Raw genomic sequence first — 18,044 nt, 5'->3', positions numbered from 1 at the left:
TAGCGTGCCCTCAGAGCGTCTGGAACGAGCGCTTCGCCAGGCCGATCCAGAAGCCGTCGATCGTGGTCTCCACCGGAGCGGTCGGATCGGTGGCGGCGCCGAGGGTGACGAACAGCGGCGTGAAGTGCTCCACGGTCGGGTGGGCGTAGGGCATGCCCGGCGCCCGGTCGCGGAACGCGGCGAGCTGGTCGACGTCGCCGCGGGCGAGGGCGTCGGCGGCCCACGCGTCGAAGTCGGACGACCAGCCGGGCACCGCGCCGTCCACCCACATCTCGCGGGTGAGGAACGGCAGCCCGTGCGTCATGTAGCCGGAGCCGACGACGAGCACACCCTGCTCGCGCAGCGGTTTGAGGCGCTCGCCGAGGGCCATCAGGGCGGTGCTGTCGTCGGTGGGCAGGCTGAGCTGGAGGACCGGGATGTCGGCCTCCGGATACATGACCTTCAACGGCACCCAGGCGCCGTGGTCGAGGCCGCGGCCGGCGTGCTGGTGCACGTCACCCAGCATTTTCTTCACCAGACCGGCGAGCTCTTCCGACGACGGCGTGTCGTACCGCATCCGGTAGTAGAGCGGGGCGAAGCCGCCGAAGTCGTAGACGAGCTCGGTGCCGGCGGCGCTGCTGGAGATCGCCACCGGCGCGGACTCCCAGTGGGCGCTGACGATGAGGATCGCCCGCGGCCGGGGCAGCGACCGGGCCCAGCCGTGCAGCTCGGTCATCCACTCGGCCTGCTCGAAGAGCGGCGGCGCGCCGTGGCTGAGGTAGATCGCCGGTAGCGGCCCGTCGTCGGGTGTCCAGGACCGGTGTGAGCCCCCGATTCCCGCGAGGTGCCGCCGGAACGGGTGGGTGGCGGGGATGAGCGCGTCGGCGCCGGTCAGCATCACTGGATCACCGCGAAGCCACCGGTCCACGAGACCTTCTGCCCGGCGGCGAGGCCGATCTGCAGGAAGGCCAGCGACTCCAGCTCGCGGGCCCGCTTGAGGGCACCCGCGTCGATCGCGCGCAGGCCGCCGGCGGTGACGATGTCGGCCAGCAGCGCCTTGGCGTCGGCGTCGTCGCCGGCGATGAGGACCGTGGTGGTCTGGCCGCCGACGTCGGCGGAGGCCAGGGTGGCGGCGAAGTTGGTGTTGAACGCCTTGACCACGCGGGCGGTGGGCAGCGCCGCGGCGATACCGGCGGCGGCCGAGCTGTCGGCGGGAACCACCAGGTCGTCGAACGTCTCGAAGTTCAGCGGGTTGGTGATGTCGACGACGATCTTGCCGGCGAGCTGGTCGCCGCGCTGCGCGATGACGTCGGCGACCGCCGGGTGCGGCACCGCCAGCACCACGATCTCGCCGGTGACGGGCTTGTCGGCGGTGGAACTGTTGAATGACTCGACGGTGTGGCCGCCCTTGGTGACCAGGCCGGCGATCGCGGATCCCATGTTGCCGGTGCCGATGATGCTCACGTGTGCCATGACGGTCTCCCTCGGTCGTTTTGTTGTCTCGGCAACTATCCCATGCCGGCGATGGTTGTAGCAACAACTAATTTTATGGGACGATGTGACGGTGGACACGCGATGGCTCACCCCCGACCAGCTCGCCGCCTGGGTACGCCTGGTGGCCGTGGTCGAACTGCTGCCCGGGGTGCTGGAGACCCAGCTCCGCCGCGACGCCGACCTGGCCCACTTCGAGTACTACGTGCTGGCGATGCTCTCCGAGGCACCGGAGCGGACGTTGCGCATGACCACGCTGGCGCAGTCGACCAACGCCACGCTGGCCCGGCTCTCGCACGTGGTGCGGCGGCTGGAGGACCGCGGCCTCGTCGAGCGGTTCCCGTGCCCGCAGGACCGGCGCGCCACCAACGCGCGCCTCACCGATGCCGGCTGGGCCACGGTGACGGCCAGCGCGCCCGGGCACGTGGCGACGGTCCGCGCGCACGTCATCGACGCGCTGACGCCCGAGCAGATCACCCAGCTGACGGCCATCACCGACGCGATCCTGGGCCGGCTCGACCCGGACGGGAAGCTGGCGGCGGTGCACCACCGCGCTTAGCGTCGCGGCCGGCCGCCGCGCGGCGGCTCAGCGGGCGGGGGGCTGGCGGGTGGCCAGAAGTAGTGGTGTCAGGCCGACGGGTCCGTTCAGCGGGGTCGACCGGCACCCGGCGCCGGCGGCGTCGCAACTCCAGATGTGCGGGTCGTCGCCGTGGACGAGGACGGCGGCGGTGGCTTCGTCGCGCCAGACGAGGTCGACCACCGGACCGGGCAGGCCGGCGAGCGGCGCGAACCCCGCGCGTCCACGGAGCATCGCCGGCAGCGACGCCACGTGGACGGACCCGTTCGGGCCGGGTACGGCCGCGAACCCGCCGCCGGGCGAGACGGCTTCCCAGCGTCCCCGCGGAAGTTCACCGTCGACCGTGACGCCGAACCCGCAGCGCAACGCCTGACCGGCCGGGCGGAAGATGTCCGGCACGCGCACGACGCAGTCCAGCGTCCCGTCGCGCTGGTGGACCACGAGCGCCTCGCCAGCGACGCCGAGGAAGTTCCCCTCGACGGTGCTCGGCGCCTCCTCGTACGGCCCGCCCGGGAACCAGCGGTCGTACCGCCACCGGCCCTCGTCGTCGCGGACGCTGAGCAGCACCGCCGCGCCCAGCCACCCGACCACGCGCACGTGCGCCGGCAGATCCGTCGACATCTCGGGTCGGCCGGCCGGGATCGACCACACGGTGGCCCGTCCGCCGCCGCGGTCGATCAGGACGCGGGTGCCGGTGACGTCGACGTGGAAGGTCGCGCCAGCGGGCAGGTCGGTGGTTCCGTCGGCGCGGACGTGCAGGACCCGGCCGTCCCGCCCGACGACCCACCCCGACGGCACCTTCACCGCCGCGGTGACCGGACCGCCGGGCGGCAGGGGCGTCCCGCGGCGGTCGCGATCGACGAGGACGGTCGTGTCGCCGGCGCCGAACACGAGGTCGGCCGGCAGCGCGGTGATCTCGCGGGCGGGTCGCGGGACGAACTCCTCGACCGCCGGCGACGGAGCGACCAGCGGATACCGGGCGGTGGTGGCGCCGCCGCGCTGGACGACCGCCGCGCCGACGCCGGCAAGCACCATCACCCCGACCACCGCCAGGACCTTGATCAGGCCCGGCGGCACCGCGAGGTCGGGCCCCGTGATGACGTCGCCACCGGGCTCACCGGTGTCGGCACCGGACACCGTGAGGTCGTCCGCCGGCATCCACCCACGGTAATGGCTGTCAGCCCCGGACGGCCATCCGTTGGCCGAGCAGCCGGCCGAAGGCGTCACCGAGCGCCCGGGCCGATTTCCGCGACTCCGCCGTGTACACGACCGTGGCGCCCGTGTCGAACTGCAGCCGGAGGCGGGCCGAATCGCCGGCCCGGTCGAGCCAGGCCTGCATCACCGCCGTGGCGGGCAGCCGCATCGGCGCGCCCGTCGGGACCTGGCCGGTCGTCCGCAACCGGCGCCGCACCGGCGGCAGCAGCAGCGCCGGCGCCAGCAGAACCAGCACCAGCCCGGCCGCGCACCCGGCCACCGCGTCGACCGCCATCACCAGCAGGCCGACGAGCAGCAGCACGCCGAACGGGACGATCAGCCAGAAGAGCGCCAGGCTCGTCGTCTCCCAGCCGGCGGCCTCGGCCAGCTTGCCGAGGCCGAACATCACCCAGGCACCGACGAACCCGCCGATCAGCGACAGCGCCGCGATCCCCTCCTCGTCCCAGCCGGGCTCCCCGTCGCGCACCGGCACGACGGTGAACGCGTCGTGGTCCACCTCCAGGCGCACGGCCCCACCGGGCGTCGCGACAATCCCCGTCACAGCAAGCACGCGGGAAAGCGTACGTGTCTTGACTTCGAGCGCACTCTCATCCGTAGCGTCGGACGGATGACGACCACGCTGATCACCGGAGCGAACAAGGGTCTCGGGTTCGAGACCGCCCGTCGGCTCGTCGCGGCCGGTCACACCGTCTACGTCGGCAGCCGCGATCCCGGGCGCGGGCGCCGGGCCGCCGAGCGGTTGGGTGCGCGGGCCGTGCGGCTCGACGTCACCGATGACGGGTCCGTCGCGGCCGCGGCCGCGACCATCGAGGCCGACGGCGGCCTGGACGTCCTGGTCAACAACGCCGGCATCCAGGTCGAACTGGGTACGGACGGCGCGGCCGCGGTCACCGCCGACATGATGCGGGAGACGTTCGACACCAACGTCTTCGGCACGGTGCGCGTGCTGCACGCGTTCCTGCCGCTGCTGCGGCGCTCCCCCGCACCCGTGGTGGTGAACGTCAGCAGCGGGCTGGCCTCGTTCACCCGGGTCACGACGCGGGGCGGACCCGGTTACGCGTACCCGGGCGTCGCCTATCCGGCCTCGAAGGCGGCGGTCAACATGGTGACCGTCCAGTTCGCGAAGGCGTTTCCGGCCATGCGCATCAACGCCGTGGAGCCCGGGTACACGAGCACCGACCTCAACCACCACGGCGGTCACCAGACGGTGGAGGAGGGTGCGGAGATCATCGTCCGGATGGCGCAGGTGACCGCGGACGGCCCGACCGGCGGCTACTTCGACGCCCACGGCACCCTTCCGTGGTAGGCCTTCCCTAGCCGGTGGTGGCCTCGCGCTGGATCTGCTCGAACTGTGCCGCCATCGCGGTGGCCAGGGCCTGTGCGGCGGACAGCGGACGCACCATGACCGTGAACTCGTCGATCAGGCCGGTCCCGTCGAGGTGCAGGAAGTCGCAGCCCTCGACGGCGACGTCGCCGATCCGCGCCTCGAACACCAGCGCGTGGTCGCGACCGTCGTCGCCGCTCAGCTCGCGGACGTACCGGAAGTCCTCGAACACCCGCAGCACGCCACGCAGGATCGCCGCGGTGATCGCCTTGCCCGGGTAGGGCTTGAACGCCACCGGGCTGCGGAATACGACGTTGTCGGCCAGGGCCGCGGCCATGGCGTCGGGGTCGCGCGCCTCCACCGCGGCGCGAAAGTCGATCACCCCGCCAGCGTAGGCCTTCAGAGCCGGGCCGGTCGACGAGTACCGGCTGAACACCTCGCCCGGCGCGTAGACGGCGACGAGGAACCAACAAGATCACCTTTTGAGGAAGAAACCCGCAGTCAGGCTTCAGGTTTTTTCCTCAAAAGGTGATCTTGAGAGGGTGACGACCCGAACTGCGTGGCAGTTGGCCGGTCGCGTCGACGGGCGGGTCGTACGTGGCACATGGCGGGCCGATATCATCGGGCGCGACGCGACTGGCGGCACGGGATGGTCAACCATCGGGGAGCCTGTCACGGGAGTCGACCGCCTGGGCTCCCGTCGAATGGGGGTTCCATGTCCCGAACCGCTCGCCTTCTGCCCGGCAAGCCCGTGGCCGACGCCGTCCTCGCCGAGGTCGCCCAGCGGGTCGCCGCGCTGCGCGCCCGGGGTGTGACGCCGGGCCTGGCCACGGTGCTGGTCGGTGACGACGATGCCAGCGCCGGCTACATCCGCATCAAGCAGCGGCAGGCGTCCGATCTGGGGTTCGCCTCACCGCATCAACACCTGCCCGCCGACGCCACCCAGGACGACCTGCTCGGTGTGATCGCCGGGTACAACGCCGACCCGGAGGTGCACGCCGTCCTGATCCAGTATCCGGTACCCGGCCACCTCGACTACGACGCGGCGCTGCTGACCCTCGACCCCGACAAGGACGTCGACGGGATGCACCCGCTCAACATGGGCCGCCTCGCCGTGGGCATGCCCGGACCGCTGCCGTGCACACCGGCCGGCATCGAGGCGTTGCTCGCCCACCACGAGATCCCCGTCGCGGGCCGCGAGGTCGTCATCCTCGGCCGGGGTGCCACGCTCGGCCGGCCGCTGGCGATGCTGCTGACCCAGAAGCGCCCGACCGCGAACGCGGCGGTCACCGTGGTACACACCGGCGTCACCGACTGGCCGCGCTACACCCGGCGCGCCGAAATCCTGATCGCGGCCGCCGGCGTCCCCGGCATCGTCCAACCCGACCACGTGCGGCCCGGCGCCGTGGTGATCGGCGCGGGCGTCCGCTACTCCGGCCGGCGCCTCCTCCCCGACGTCGACGAGTCCTGCGCCGAGGTCGCCTCCGCCATCACCCCACGCGTCGGCGGGGTCGGCCCCACCACGCTTGCGATGCTGTTCCGCAACGCGGTGACCGCCGCCGAACGCGCGACCGAACGCACCTGACAGGGAGCCGTACACGGTGAAACTCAGCGATTTCGACGCCCTCAGCTTCGACTGCTACGGGACCCTCATCGACTGGGAGGCCGGCATCGCGGCGGTGCTGCGTCCGTGGGCCGACGCGCACGACCTGTCGATGACCGACGAGCAGTTGCTGGCGGCGTACTCGACGCACGAGGCGCGGGCCGAGGCCGAGCACCCGGCCGACCTGTATCCGCGAATCCTGGCCCGGGCGATGCGCGGCCTGGGAACGCAGGTCGGCGTGCCGGTCGGCGACGACGATGCCGCGGCGCTGGCCGGCTCGGTGCCCGACTGGCCGGCGTTCGCCGACTCGGCTGAGGCAATGCGGCGGCTCTCGCGCCGGTACAAGCTCGTGATCCTGTCCAATGTGGACCGTGCCTCCTTCGCCGGCTCGAACAAGCGCCTCGGCGTCACGTTCACCAGCATTCTCACCGCCGAGGACATCGGTTCCTACAAGCCGTCGCCACGCAACTTCGAGGCGTTGGCGCGCGAGGTCGAGCGGCTCGGGGTGGCCGAGGGCCGGTTGCTGCACGTGGCGCAGAGCCTGTTCCACGACCACGTGCCAGCCAAGGCCGCGGGCCTGCCGACGGTGTGGATCGACCGCCGGCACGACAAGCCCGGCTGGGGCGCGACACCGCGGCCGCCGGCCGACGTCACCCCGGACTGGACGTTCACCTCCATGGTCCGGTTCGCCGACGCCGTCGACGCCGAACGCGCGACCGCGGCCGGCCACGGGTCAGGGTGACGAGAACAGCTGCCGGTACGTCGCGGGGCTGTGCCCGAAGTACTGCCGGAACCGGCGGCTGGCGTAGTTCGGGTCGGTCCAGCCGACCGTCCGGCCGATCGTCGCCACGGGCAGGTCGGTCCCGATGAGCAGGGCCGCGGCGCGTTCGGCGCGGAGCCGCCCCAGGTAGGCGACGGGCGGCGTGCCGAGCTGCGCGGTGAACTGCCTTGCCAGGTGTGCCGGGGAGACGTGCACCGCGGCGGCCAGCGTGCTCAGCGTCCACTGTTCCGCGACGTCCTGTTCGAGCAGCCCGACGGCGGCGAGCACGGCCGGATGGGCGCGTGGCGCCGGCGCGGCGTCCCGATCGGGGCCGGCCGTGGCGGCGATCGCGCCGAGCACACACAGCAGCAGTCCGAGCCCCACCGCGAAGTGCGGGCCAGCGTCGGGAAGATCAAGATCAAGAGCATCGTCGACCATGGCCAGCACGCCGGCCGGAAGCTGCCACGGCTGGTCCCCGGGCGAACCGGTGGCGCTGACCAGTCGACCGAGCCGGGGCTGCTCGTGAACCCAGGCGAGCTCCCGCCGGAACACCTCCGGCGCCACGTAGAGATTGGCGACCGACAGCCCCCGGCAGTCCTCGTAGCCGTGCCAGTCGCCGGGACGCAGGAGGATCGCCGACCCCCGCCGCAGCCGCCGGACCCCGCTCGCCGCGCGGTGCACGGCCGTGCCGCGGGTCACCACGGCCACCTCGATGAAGTCGTGGCTGTGCGGCGCGGTCTCCGGCAGCCGCTCGAACCGCTCGGCGGCGACGGCGGCCGCGGCGAAGACCTCGGTTCGCTGTACCCGGTGCATGCAAGGATTGTGCTACTCCTGCGCCCGACCGTCCTAACCCCGGTCGGCGCCGACGTGCCAGCGTGGCATGTGACACCACCACGTCAGGAGGACGGCATGATCAGCGACGAGCTCGTCGAGGTGTACCGGCGCAACGGTTTCGTCCATGTCCCCGGGGTCATCCCGCGCGGGGACGCCGAGCGGTTCCGCGCCGCGGCGACCGCGGCCCAGGACCGGATCGCGGACCACCACCACGGGGCGGCCTTCACCCAGTTGCTGCAACTGTGGCGGCAGGACGACACGTTGCGGGAACTCACGTTCAACCCCGACCTGGCCGGCATCGCCCGGCGGCTGGCCGGCATCCCGCTGCGCCTGTGGCACGACCAGTTGCTCATCAAGCCACCGCACAACGGCGCGGCCACCGAGTTCCACCAGGACCAGCCGTACTGGCCGCACGGCAACTCCCGGCACGCGCTGTCGGCGTGGGTCGCGCTGGTCGACGTCCCGGTCGAGCGCGGGTGCATGACGTTCATCCCCGGCTCGCACAGCCTGCGCGGGCTACGCCCGCAGGACCTGACCGACAGCGGCGACCTGTTCCGGCTCGCGCCCGAACTGGCCTGGCGGGAACGGGTCACGGTGCCGCTGCGCGCCGGCGACTGCACGTTCCACAACGCGTACCTGGCACACACCGCGACGCCGAACCTCACCGACGATCCCCGGATCGCGCACGTCGTCATCTACGTCGACGCCGACCTGACGTACCTCGGCGCCCCGCGTCACGTGGTGACCGACCCGCTCGACCTCACCGTCGGGCAGCGGCTGCCGGACGCCGACTTCCCGCTGGTCGATTCACGGCGACCGTGAGTCGATCCCCGACAGCAACGACGCACCGCTGAGCTCGTCGCCCTTCTCCTGCTGCGCCGCGGTGGTCACCCGCACGAGACGCGCGGTGACCGTCGCGGTGACCATCACCATCACCGTCTCGGCGGCCCACAGCGGGTACGCCGCGTTGCGCGTGTCCCACGGTCCCTCGTTGTCGAAGACCTTCGCGTCGTACCACCACACGACCTCGTTGAGCATGGCCGTGACGAGAACGCAGGCCAGCCACACACCGAACGGACCGGTCAGCCGGACACCGAGCCGCCGGGCGTTGCTCCGCGCCCGGTGGAGCCAGCCGACCATGGCGGCGACGGCGACCGCGACGACCACCAGGACGGCCCGGCCGAACGGCACGTCGTAGCCGAGGACCTCGTAGACCGTGTAGGCGGGCAACACGTCGGCGTAGTCGTGATTGACCGCCACGATCCGGCTCTCGTACTCGCCGATCGCGTAGAGGAGGCGGAGGCAGTCGACGGCCACCCACACGGCCACCGCGGCGGTGACCACCGCCGCCAAGACCCACGGCGCCTGCGGTTCCTCCCCGCTCGGCACCGACCGACCGGCCGTCCCCCGAAATGCCATGACGAACGGTAGCAGGAAGATCGTCGATGCGGCAGCTTCCGGTCAGCGGCGGCCGTAGACGAGACGGCGGAGCAGCCACTCGGCCGGCCCGGGTAGGCCGCGCCGGTCGGCGGCCGCCGCGGCGACGACCGTCACCAGCCACACGCCCACGGCGAACAGCGCCATGCCCGCGCTGCCGAGGTGCTCGCCCAGGCCGAGTCCCCAGGCGGCGAGCACGGGCGCGAACAGGAGCGAGTGGACCAGGTACCCGGACAGCGACCGCTTGCCCAGCGCCGCGACGGCCGGTAGTCGTTTCCGTGCGCTCATGCAGTGCGCGAGCAGACCGAACGCCGCGACGTATCCGAGTCCACAAGGGACACCGGTCACCTCGGCCAGCACCGACAGCACCCCCGACTCGGCGACCGCGTCGGACGGGACGTCGATCGCACCGACGTGGGCCAGGGCCAGCGGGAGACCGCCGGCCCAGCCGATCGCGATACCGAGCACCGCGGTCCACCGCAGCAGGCGGAGGTGGTCGCCGGGATTTTCGAGGACGCGGTGCCGGGCCGCCAGGAACGCGATGACCAACTGTGGCATGGCGATCCAGGCGAACGTGCCGACGCCGGCGACCCAGGTCCAGGTCTGCAACCGGCGCAGGGCCGCGATGACCCAGTCGGTCTCGCCCGCCGCGTACAGGTCGACGGTCGGCTCGGTGAACGGGCCGGAGCCGCCCAGATCGCCGGTGCCGAACGCCCGCACGACGTCGACCATCGGCAGCAACCAGAGCAGGGTGGCGATGCCGAGCGCGACGTACAGCGTCCGGTTGCCGCGGCGGATCAGCAGCCAGCCGAGGAACAGCGTGGCGAACCCGTAGTGGCCGAGGATGTCGCCGGCGAGGAACAGCGCCGCGTGCACGAATCCGAACACGATCAGCCACAGGCTCCGCCGCCGCAGCAGGGCGACGGCGCGGCGTCTGTCCACAGTGGATGGTTGTGCGAAGGCGGCCAGCTGACGCTCGTACAACTGCACCATGCCGTACGCGAGCAGGAACGCGAAGAGCGGATACGTGCGGAGGTCCAGCGTCACGATCATGAGGAACTGGATGGCCCGGTCGAGCCGCGAACCGTCGACCGGATGCCAACCGGACGCGCCGTGCCGCGACCCCCACAGGTGGAACGCCGTGTTCGACATGACGATCAGCAGCAGCATCACGCCACGGGCCAGGTCCGGCGCGAGCGCCCGCTCGTCCTGGCGCACCGCACCGCGCGTCACCGCAACGTCCGTCATACCGGCGACGCTAGATGCGGCGGGGCGGCGGATCGTCGTCCAGCCGCACGACCCGCACCCTCACCTCAGGGTGGGGCGGCGGCGCCGGTGATAGGCCGGAGAACAGCCCTCGATTCTCGATCTTGCAGTTGTGCCCGCCCTTTCGCCGGAATTCGCCCGCTTTTCGGCGAGCACAACTGCAAGATCAGCGTCGTCCGCCAGGCGCGGTTGCAGTACAAGGGCACGGCAGGGCAGCACCGAGTCGCATGATTCACGGGGTCGGGACGGCGCGAAGGAACCGGTCGACCGCTGCCTCGCCGGCGGCCAGTGCGGCCCGCGGGTCGTCGGAGAGGGCGATGTACAGCGCGGCCTCGCCGACGGCGGCCAGCAGCATGTGGGTCAGCACCTCGACCTCGCCGGGCGTCGACGCCCGCGTCATCTGTTCCAGGTTGCGGCGCACGCCGGACACGTACTGCCGGTCTATCTCGCGTTGCCGCGTCCAGCCGAGCACCGACGGCGGGTCGAGCAGCACGATCCGCTGGATCGCCGGGTCGAGCGAACGGTGGAGCCAGACCATGCACCCGGCGCGCAGGCTCGCCGCCGGGTCGGCGGCCGTCCGCGCGGCCGTCACGACCTCGGCGGCGATCTCGGCCATGACGCGGGTGAGGACGGCGTCGAAGACCGCCCGCTTGGAGTCGAAGTGGTGGTACAGCGCGCCGCGCTGGATCCCGGCCGACCGCAGGATCGCGTCGATGGACGTGCCGTCGTAGCCGTGCTCCCCGAACAGCTGACGGGCGGTTTCGATCAGCCTGTCCCGGGTCGCCAGACCGCGTTGGACCCGACGGTCGGTCGGAACGTCGCTCACCGGGGCATGGTAATCGAACTGTCGGTCTGTTAGTTTCCAGACTGACAGTCGGTTTGTTACTCGACGGTGTGAATTTCGATGGAGCGGATCATGACACTGCGACGGACCCGGATCGGCGAGCTGACGATCGCGTACCGCGAAGCCGGCCGCGGGCCGACGGTTCTCCTGATCCACGGCTGGCCGACCTCGTCGTACCTGTGGCGCGACGTCATCCCCTGGCTGGCACCGGCGAACCGCGTCATCGCGATCGACCTCCCCGGCTTCGGCGGCTCCACCAAGCCGCTCGACGCGCCGTACGACCTCCCGTACCACGAGCGCGTCCTGGACGGGTTCCTCGACGACCTGGGCGTCGACCGGCTGGCGCTCGTCGGCCACGACATCGGCGGTCCGATCGCCGTGTCGTGGGCGCTGCACCGGCCGGAGCGCGTCCTCGGCCTCGGCATCCTCAACACCGTGCTGGACGGCGAGGTGTCCGACGCCGCCGCCGAACTGCTCCGGGTCCTGGCCGCGCCCGGCACCCGGAACCGCCTGGTGAGCCCGCGCGGCCTCGCCACGGTCATGCGGCTCGGCGTCGCCGGCGGAACCCGGCTCGACGAGGACACCCTCGCCGCCGTCGCCGCGCCGTTCGCCGACGACGACGCCCGCGAAGCGCTGCTGCGCGCGGCGAACGGACTCGACCCGCGGGCACTGGCCGAGGTGACCGCCGGGCTCACCGCCATCACCGCACCGGTACGGATCATCTTCGGCCGGCATGATCCGCTGCTGCCCGACGTCGACCGGGCCGTCGCCCGCCTGACGGCCCGCATCCCCCACGCGGACGCGACCGTGCTGGACCGGTGCGGGCACTTCCTCCAGGAGGAGGAGCCCGAGCGGATCGGCCGGTTGCTGGCCACGTTCCTCGGCACGCTCGCCGCCGGACCCGCCCGGACCGGCTGACCGCCCCGAACGGCACCGGCCGCGTCGGCTGACGGGGGCGATGATCGGCCCGACCCCGACACCGGACCCCCGTGGCAGAATCTGCCGCGTGCAGATCGGGATGCTCGGACCGTTCGAAGTGCGCACGGACGACGGCACCCTCGCCGATGTGCCGGGCGCGCGACTGCGTGGGCTGGTGGTCGCCCTCGCGCTCGAACCCGGGCGCGTGGTCCCGAAGGCGACGCTCGTCGACTGGATCTGGGGCGAACGTCCGCCCGCCGATGCGGCGAATGCCCTGCAGCGTCTGGTTTCCCGGTTGCGGAAGGCGTTGCCGGACGGCTCGGTCGAGGGGCAACCGGGCGGCTACCGGTTGCTGGTGGACCCCGACGCCGTCGACGCGGTGCGGTTCGAACGACTGGTCGGCCGGGCCCGCGACGAGGACGCTCCGGGGCGGGTCCGGCTGCTGCGCGAGGCCCTCGCGCTGTGGCGTGGCACACCCATGCAGGACCTCGAACTCCAGGACGTCGCGGCGCTCGACGCGGCGGTCACCCGCCTCGACGGGCTGCGACTGGACGCGCTGGAGGACCGGTTCGACGCGGAGCTCGGCCTCGGCCACGGTGCGCAACTCGTCACCGAACTGACCGACCTCGTGGCCGCGCACCCGATGCGGGAACGCCTGGTGGCCGCGCTGATGCGTGCCCTCGCGGCCGCCGGCCGGGGCAGCGAGGCGCTGCTCCTGCACGAACGCACGCGGGAGGCCCTGGCCGACGCGCTGGGCGTCGACCCCGCGCCGGAGCTGTCGGCGCTGCACGTCGCCCTGCTGCGGGGCGAGCTGGGCCGGCCGGCGAAGGAGGAGCACCGGAAGTCCAACCTGCGGGCCGAGCTGACCAGCTACGTGGGCAAGGACGCCGACATCGCCGTCGTCCGCGAACTCGTCGCCGAGCACCGGCTGACCACCCTCGTCGGGCCGGGCGGCGCGGGGAAGACCAGACTCTCGACGGAGACCGGGCGCACGCTGCTCGGCGACCTGCCGGACGGGGTGTGGCTGGTGGAGCTCGCCCCCATCGGCGTCGACGACGACGTGGCGCAGGCGACGCTCGCCGCCCTGGGCCTCCGGGACGCGCTGCTCGGCGAGGCACCGAACGCGGAGCCGATGGACCGGCTGGTCGCCGCGATCCGCGAGCGGGAGATGCTGCTGATCCTGGACAACTGCGAGCACGTCATCGAGTCGGCGGCGGCGTTCGCCCACCGGGTGCTCGGGGAGTGCCGCCGGCTACGGATCCTCGCCACGAGCCGGGAACCGCTCGGCATCACCGGTGAGGCGCTGTGGCTGGTCGAGCCGCTGGCCCTCCCGGCGGGGAGTGCCGACCCCGGGTCGTCACCCGCCGTCCAGTTGCTGGTGGACCGGGCCGGCGCGATGCGCAAGGACCTCGCGCTCGACCCGCAGACGATGGCCCGCGTCTGCCGGGCGCTCGACGGGATGCCGCTGGCGATCGAACTGGCGGCGGCCCGCCTGCGCACCATGTCTCTCGATCAGCTCGCCACCCGGCTCGACGACCGGTTCCGCCTGCTGACCGGCGGCAGCCGCACCGCGCTGCCCCGCCACCGGACGCTGCGGGCGATGGTCGACTGGAGCTGGGAACTGCTGACCGACGCCGAACGGACCGTGCTGTGCCGGCTCTCGGTGTTCTCCGGCGGCGCGAGCCTCGACGCGGCCGAGCGGGTCTGCGGGGGCGGCGACGTGCTCGAACTGCTCACGGCGTTGGTCGAGAAGTCGTTGCTCGTCGCCGTGGATGACGGCACGCCGCGCTACCGGATGCTCGGCACGATCAAGGAGTACGCCGAACAGCGGCTCGCGGAGGCGGGCGGGTCCGACCTCGCCCGTCACGCGCACCTGGCCCACTTCGTCGAGCTCACCGAGACCGCGGAGCCGCACCTGCGCCGCGCCGACCAACTGGAATGGCTCGCCACGCTCGGAGCCGAGCACGACAACATCAGCTCCGCGATGCGCTGGGCCATCGCCGCCGGCGAGGCGCAGTCGGCCATGCGGCTCGCCGCGGCCGCCGGCTGGTACTGGTGGCTCAGCGGGCACAAGACCGAAGGCAACGAGCTGCTCAGGGCGGCCATGAAGGTGCCCGGCGAGGTGACCGACGAGACCCGCGCCCTGGTGTACGGGCTGATCGCGACGTTCGTCAGCGGCGGGCGGGGCGACGAGCACCAGGCCGAGAAGTGGATCCACGAGGCGTACCGCTACAGCGAGCTCAGCGGGTTCCGCAACCCGACGCTGGCACTGGTCATCCCGATGGAACGCTCGTTGCGGGAGCCGGACGCGTTGCTGCCCGCCTGGGAATCGTTGCTGGACAGCGGGGACCCCTGGGTACGCGCGCTCGCCCGGCTGCAGCTCGGCAAGATGCGGATCCTGCTCGGCCACGGCGGGCGGGACGCCGACGCGTACCTGGAGACGGCGCTGGCCGAGTTCCGCGCGCTCGGCGAACGGTTCGGGATCTGGTTCGCCCTCAACGAGCTGGCGGACCGCATCGCCACGCGCGGCGAGTTCGCCGGTGCGTGCGCGTACCTCGACCAGGCGACCGCGGTCCTGGCCGAGGTCGGCGACGTCGACGGGGTCATCCGGACCCGGTCGCGGCAGGCGCAGCTGTACTGGCTGCAGGGTGACGCGGACGCCAGCGCGGCCGCCGTCGCCGAGGCCGAGCGGTACGCCGAACGCGTCACCTGGCCCGACGCGCTGGCCGAGCTGGCCCTGTCGAAGGCGACGCTCGCCCGGTGGGCCGGCCGGGCCGAGGACGCGCAGCACCAGCTCGCCGTGGCGACGACCTTCATGGGCGACGAAGCGGAGCAGGCCTACAACCGCGCGACGACCCACGACCTGCTCGGCTACCTCACCGACGATCTCGACGAGGCCCGGGCGCACCGTTCGGCGGCCTGCCGGGCCGCGGCCGAGGCGGGGCACGCGCCGTTCATCGCGCAGGTGCTCGTCGGCGTCGCCGACCTGGCGCTGCGTCTCGACCGGCCCGAGCAGGCCGCGCGGCTCCTCGGTGCGAGCACCGGCGTGCGCGGCCTGGCGGACCGGTCCCACCCGGACGCGGTCCGGATCGAGCGGACCGCGCGGCAGCTCCTCGGCGACGCCCGGTTCGACGAGGCGACGCTGGAAGGCGGCCGGGCGGACTGGTCCGAACTGGTCACGGTCGCCCTCGCCGGGTGAGGGACGACCGGCCGACGGCGAGTTGACCGGCGGAGATGTTCGCGTGCAGCGCGCCGACGCGGTCGAGCCGGACCCGGCTCGACGCGGCGTGCAGCTCGCATTCGCCGAGCGAGCCGTCCGCCTCTACGGTGGCGTGGGCGAGGTAGGAGACGAGGCTGGAGCCGGTGGGCAGGTCGATGGTGATGTCGACGGCGCCGGAGACGGTCGTCCGCACCGACAGCCGTCCGTCGGCGAACTCGACCCTGGTCCGGGCGGCGACCCGGACGTGGGACCGGTTCGCCGGGTCGACGGGTCGGACCCGCACGACGGTGTCGGTCCGGTCGCTCGCAACGAGCCGCACCCGGGCCCCGGCCACCTGAACGGTGGCGACGATGGGCCCGGGTGTGGCGAAGACGTGCATGTCAGGCCCGCTTGTTGAACGTGGAGCGCGCCCACAGGTACCCGACGACGGCGATCGCGAGGCACCAGCCGACGGCGGGGATCACGTCACCGGCGTCCGGTGCGCCGGCGAACAGGCCGCGGATGGTCTCGATGATCGGCGTGAAGGGCTGGTACTCCGCGAACTGACGCAGGCCCGGTCCCATCTTGTCGGCCGGGACGATCGCGCTGCTGAAGAACGGCAGCATGATCAGCGGCACGGCGGCCAGGCCCGCCGTCTCGGGTGACTTCGCCGCGATCCCCAGGGCGACGGTGAGCCAGCCGGCGGCGAAGCCGAGCAGGACCACGACGCCGACGACGCCGAGCCAGTCGAGGGGACCGGCCGCCGGGCTGAACCCGAGCAGGAACGCGACCCCGATGAGGGCGGCGATGGCGATGAGGTTGGTGAGGACGCTGGTGATGACGTGACCCGTGAGCACGGCGCCGCGGGAGACGTCCATGACCTTGAAGCGGTTGATGATCCCCTTGGTCATGTCGGAGTTCACCGACGTCGCCACGGATCCGAGCCCGTAGCAGACGGCCAGCAGGATGAGCCCGGGCGTGGCGTAGTCGACGTAGTCGACGCCGACGCTGAAGGCGTCACCCATCATGTAGACGAACATCAGCATGACGATGATCGGCATCAGGACCGCGTTGAACACCGACATCGGGTTCCGGGCGACGTGCTTGAAGTTGCGGCGCAGCATGACGGTCGAGTGGTTCATTTCGCAGCCTCCGTGCTGTTCGTGGTGTCCGTGGTGCTGTCCGTGGTCCGGCCCGTCAGGGCGAGGAAGACGTCGTCGAGGTCGGGGGTGTGTACGGAGAACTCCTCGGCGGCGAGGGAGTGCTCGCCGAGGCGGTCCAGCAGCGCCCGCAGGGAATCGGTGCCGGCGTCGCTGGGGACGCGGAGCGTGAGGGACTCGTCGTCGCGCGTGGAGCCGGCGAACAGTTTCTGCGCGGCGTCGAGGTCTTCCACCGTGGTGAACCGCAGTCGCACGTGGGTGCCGGGGATCTGGCGTTTGAGCTCGTCCGGCGTGCCCTGTGCGACCAGGCGGCCCTGGTCGAGGACCGCGACCCGGTCGGCGAGCTGGTCGGCTTCCTCGAGGTACTGGGTGGTGAGGAAAATGGTCACGCCGTCGGCGACCAGGTCGCGGATGATCGACCACATCGTGCGCCGGCTGCGCGGGTCCAGGCCCGTCGTCGGCTCGTCCAGGAAGATGATCCGCGGGTTGCCGACCAGCGTCATCGCCAGGTCCAGCTTGCGGCGCATGCCCCCGGAGTAGGTCGAGACCGGCTTGTTCGCCGCCTCCACCAGGTCGAACCGCTCCAGCAACTCGGCGACGATCCGCTTGCCCTCCCGGGCCGGCACCGGGCTCAGGTCCACCATGAGCTGCAGGTTCTCCTGGCCGGTCAGCAGCTCGTCCACCGCCGCGAACTGCCCGGTGACCCCGATCGCCGCCCGCACCCTCTTGGTCTCGCTCGCCACGTCATACCCGGCGACCCGCACCGTTCCGGCGTCCGCCTTGATCAACGTCGTCAGCACGTTCACCGTCGTGGTCTTGCCCGCCCCGTTCGGCCCGAGCAGGGAGAACACCTCGCCCGCTCGCACCTCGAGGTCGACACCGTCGAGAACGATCTTGTCCCCGAAAGACTTCCGCAGCCCCGTGGCCGCAATCGCTGTAGCTGTCATGCCAGCAACAATCGGCGGACGCCATGCCACCGCCCTGACACGCCCCTGACACGCCCCCTGACACGGTGTCCCCGCTCGTCACGCATAGGAACTTGCGCGGTCGGAGTCCGATATTTACGCCTATATCATCTCCCCCAGGTAACAGGGAGTCGCACACAAAGTCGATCGAGGAAGAAAGGGCTCGCCATCACCGGCCCGATCTTCCTCGATCAACTCATCCAGCCACTCTCTGTGACGGGGTGGCGATCCGAGCCCGGATTACGGGAGACAAAGGTCTGCCGCAACCGACCCTTGTCTCCCACAAGAGAGGCGCGGCGGAAGGAGCGCACCGGCGGGGCCGACGACGAATCAGGTATTGGTTGAGGCATGACTGTCATACCCACGACCTCCCACTGGGGTGCCTTCGGGGTGCGCGTCGAGCCGGACGGGCGGCTCGCCGTCGTGCCGCACCCCAGCGACCCGGCGCCGTCGCCGTTGCTGGGCAACGTGG

Annotated in this window: 19 protein-coding genes, 1 pseudogene and 1 riboswitch; of the genes and pseudogenes, 8 read left to right on the top strand and 12 right to left on the bottom strand. The window is 72.0% G+C overall.

Translation table 11 applies throughout. The annotated features are described in order from the left end of the window. Positions 1 to 10: 10 nt before the first annotated feature. Complete coding sequence (locus Vau01_RS37985; RefSeq protein WP_204004284.1) at positions 11 to 877, bottom strand: dioxygenase family protein; 867 nt, start codon at positions 875 to 877, stop codon at positions 11 to 13. Next, a complete protein-coding gene (locus Vau01_RS37980) occupies positions 877 to 1,452 on the bottom strand; it encodes an NADPH-dependent F420 reductase (protein ID WP_204003927.1) in 576 nt (191 codons plus the stop codon). The genes Vau01_RS37985 and Vau01_RS37980 overlap by 1 nt, the downstream gene beginning before the upstream one ends. Before the next feature lie 91 nt (positions 1,453 to 1,543). Here Vau01_RS37980 and Vau01_RS37975 point away from each other — a divergent pair, with 91 nt between their 5' ends. Then, positions 1,544 to 2,029 (top strand): MarR family winged helix-turn-helix transcriptional regulator, encoded by a 486-nt coding sequence (locus Vau01_RS37975; protein ID WP_204003926.1) that lies wholly within the window; start codon positions 1,544 to 1,546, stop codon positions 2,027 to 2,029. Between the two features lie 27 nt (positions 2,030 to 2,056). Here the strand turns inward: Vau01_RS37975 and Vau01_RS37970 are convergent, their stop codons facing one another. Next, positions 2,057 to 3,205, bottom strand: a complete 1,149-nt coding sequence (locus Vau01_RS37970; protein WP_204003925.1) for a hypothetical protein — start codon at positions 3,203 to 3,205, stop codon at positions 2,057 to 2,059. Positions 3,206 to 3,224: 19 nt separating this feature from the next. Then, the gene (locus Vau01_RS37965; RefSeq protein ID WP_204003924.1) at positions 3,225 to 3,812 is read right to left on the bottom strand and encodes a hypothetical protein; all 588 of its coding nucleotides are present in this window, start codon (positions 3,810 to 3,812) and stop codon (positions 3,225 to 3,227) included. A 57-nt stretch (positions 3,813 to 3,869) separates the two neighbouring features. Here Vau01_RS37965 and Vau01_RS37960 point away from each other — a divergent pair, with 57 nt between their 5' ends. Continuing rightward, positions 3,870 to 4,568, top strand: a complete 699-nt coding sequence (locus Vau01_RS37960; RefSeq protein ID WP_204003923.1) for an SDR family NAD(P)-dependent oxidoreductase — start codon at positions 3,870 to 3,872, stop codon at positions 4,566 to 4,568. A 7-nt stretch (positions 4,569 to 4,575) separates the two neighbouring features. Here the strand turns inward: Vau01_RS37960 and Vau01_RS37955 are convergent, their stop codons facing one another. Beyond that, on the bottom strand, positions 4,576 to 4,968 hold the full coding sequence (locus Vau01_RS37955; protein WP_204003922.1) for a nuclear transport factor 2 family protein: 393 nt from the start codon (positions 4,966 to 4,968) through the stop codon (positions 4,576 to 4,578). A 242-nt stretch (positions 4,969 to 5,210) separates the two neighbouring features. Next, a riboswitch (ZMP/ZTP riboswitch) is annotated at positions 5,211 to 5,288 on the top strand. A gap of 13 nt (positions 5,289 to 5,301) precedes the next feature. Between Vau01_RS37955 and Vau01_RS37950 the strand changes: the two genes are divergently transcribed. Both Vau01_RS37950 and Vau01_RS37945 read left to right on the top strand, forming a co-directional pair. Continuing rightward, positions 5,302 to 6,171, top strand: a complete 870-nt coding sequence (locus tag Vau01_RS37950) for a bifunctional 5,10-methylenetetrahydrofolate dehydrogenase/5,10-methenyltetrahydrofolate cyclohydrolase (RefSeq protein ID WP_204003920.1) — start codon at positions 5,302 to 5,304, stop codon at positions 6,169 to 6,171. Between the two features lie 16 nt (positions 6,172 to 6,187). Then, positions 6,188 to 6,931 carry a haloacid dehalogenase type II gene (locus tag Vau01_RS37945; RefSeq protein ID WP_204003918.1) on the top strand — a complete coding sequence of 248 codons (744 nt, stop codon included), beginning with the start codon at positions 6,188 to 6,190 and terminating at the stop codon, positions 6,929 to 6,931. On the opposite strand, the gene Vau01_RS37940 is transcribed toward Vau01_RS37945, so the two are convergent. Beyond that, the gene (locus tag Vau01_RS37940) at positions 6,923 to 7,762 is read right to left on the bottom strand and encodes a helix-turn-helix transcriptional regulator (RefSeq protein ID WP_204003916.1); all 840 of its coding nucleotides are present in this window, start codon (positions 7,760 to 7,762) and stop codon (positions 6,923 to 6,925) included. The two genes, Vau01_RS37945 and Vau01_RS37940, sit on opposite strands and share 9 nt — an antisense overlap. Positions 7,763 to 7,858: 96 nt before the next feature. Here Vau01_RS37940 and Vau01_RS37935 point away from each other — a divergent pair, with 96 nt between their 5' ends. After that, complete coding sequence (locus Vau01_RS37935) at positions 7,859 to 8,605, top strand: phytanoyl-CoA dioxygenase family protein (protein WP_204003914.1); 747 nt, start codon at positions 7,859 to 7,861, stop codon at positions 8,603 to 8,605. Here the strand turns inward: Vau01_RS37935 and Vau01_RS37930 are convergent. From Vau01_RS37930 to Vau01_RS37920, 3 genes are all read right to left on the bottom strand, one after another. Next, positions 8,591 to 9,202: a hypothetical protein gene (locus Vau01_RS37930; protein WP_204003912.1), complete on the bottom strand. Its 612-nt coding sequence runs from the start codon at positions 9,200 to 9,202 to the stop codon at positions 8,591 to 8,593. The two genes, Vau01_RS37935 and Vau01_RS37930, sit on opposite strands and share 15 nt — an antisense overlap. A gap of 42 nt (positions 9,203 to 9,244) precedes the next feature. Continuing rightward, entirely contained in the window at positions 9,245 to 10,468 is a 1,224-nt protein-coding gene (locus tag Vau01_RS37925) for a DUF418 domain-containing protein (protein ID WP_204003910.1), read from the bottom strand. Between the two features lie 250 nt (positions 10,469 to 10,718). After that, positions 10,719 to 11,312 carry a TetR/AcrR family transcriptional regulator gene (locus Vau01_RS37920; RefSeq protein WP_204003908.1) on the bottom strand — a complete coding sequence of 198 codons (594 nt, stop codon included), beginning with the start codon at positions 11,310 to 11,312 and terminating at the stop codon, positions 10,719 to 10,721. Between the two features lie 90 nt (positions 11,313 to 11,402). On the opposite strand from Vau01_RS37920, the gene Vau01_RS37915 reads away from it, so the two are divergent. Next, a complete protein-coding gene (locus Vau01_RS37915; RefSeq protein WP_204003906.1) occupies positions 11,403 to 12,248 on the top strand; it encodes an alpha/beta fold hydrolase in 846 nt (281 codons plus the stop codon). Between the two features lie 88 nt (positions 12,249 to 12,336). Then, the gene (locus Vau01_RS37910) at positions 12,337 to 15,447 is read left to right on the top strand and encodes an ATP-binding protein (protein WP_204003903.1); all 3,111 of its coding nucleotides are present in this window, start codon (positions 12,337 to 12,339) and stop codon (positions 15,445 to 15,447) included. Here Vau01_RS37910 and Vau01_RS37905 read toward each other — a convergent pair. The 3 genes from Vau01_RS37905 to Vau01_RS37895 are packed head-to-tail and all read right to left on the bottom strand — an operon-like array spanning position 15,425 to position 17,554. Next, complete coding sequence (locus tag Vau01_RS37905; RefSeq protein ID WP_204003900.1) at positions 15,425 to 15,847, bottom strand: hypothetical protein; 423 nt, start codon at positions 15,845 to 15,847, stop codon at positions 15,425 to 15,427. The two genes, Vau01_RS37910 and Vau01_RS37905, sit on opposite strands and share 23 nt — an antisense overlap. Before the next feature lies 1 nt (position 15,848). Next, entirely contained in the window at positions 15,849 to 16,589 is a 741-nt protein-coding gene (locus tag Vau01_RS37900; RefSeq protein WP_204003897.1) for an ABC transporter permease, read from the bottom strand. Continuing rightward, a complete protein-coding gene (locus Vau01_RS37895; protein ID WP_204003895.1) occupies positions 16,586 to 17,554 on the bottom strand; it encodes an ATP-binding cassette domain-containing protein in 969 nt (322 codons plus the stop codon). The genes Vau01_RS37900 and Vau01_RS37895 overlap by 4 nt, the downstream gene beginning before the upstream one ends. Positions 17,555 to 17,920: 366 nt before the next feature. On the opposite strand from Vau01_RS37895, the pseudogene Vau01_RS65405 reads away from it, so the two are divergent. Continuing rightward, positions 17,921 to 17,998: pseudogene (locus Vau01_RS65405) on the top strand (hypothetical protein); the annotation flags it as partial. Positions 17,999 to 18,044 lie beyond the last annotated feature (46 nt).

The organism is Virgisporangium aurantiacum, from assembly GCF_016863635.1.
Taxonomy (GTDB): domain Bacteria; phylum Actinomycetota; class Actinomycetes; order Mycobacteriales; family Micromonosporaceae; genus Virgisporangium; species Virgisporangium aurantiacum.
This window is presented reverse-complemented; position numbering and strand designations above follow the sequence as displayed.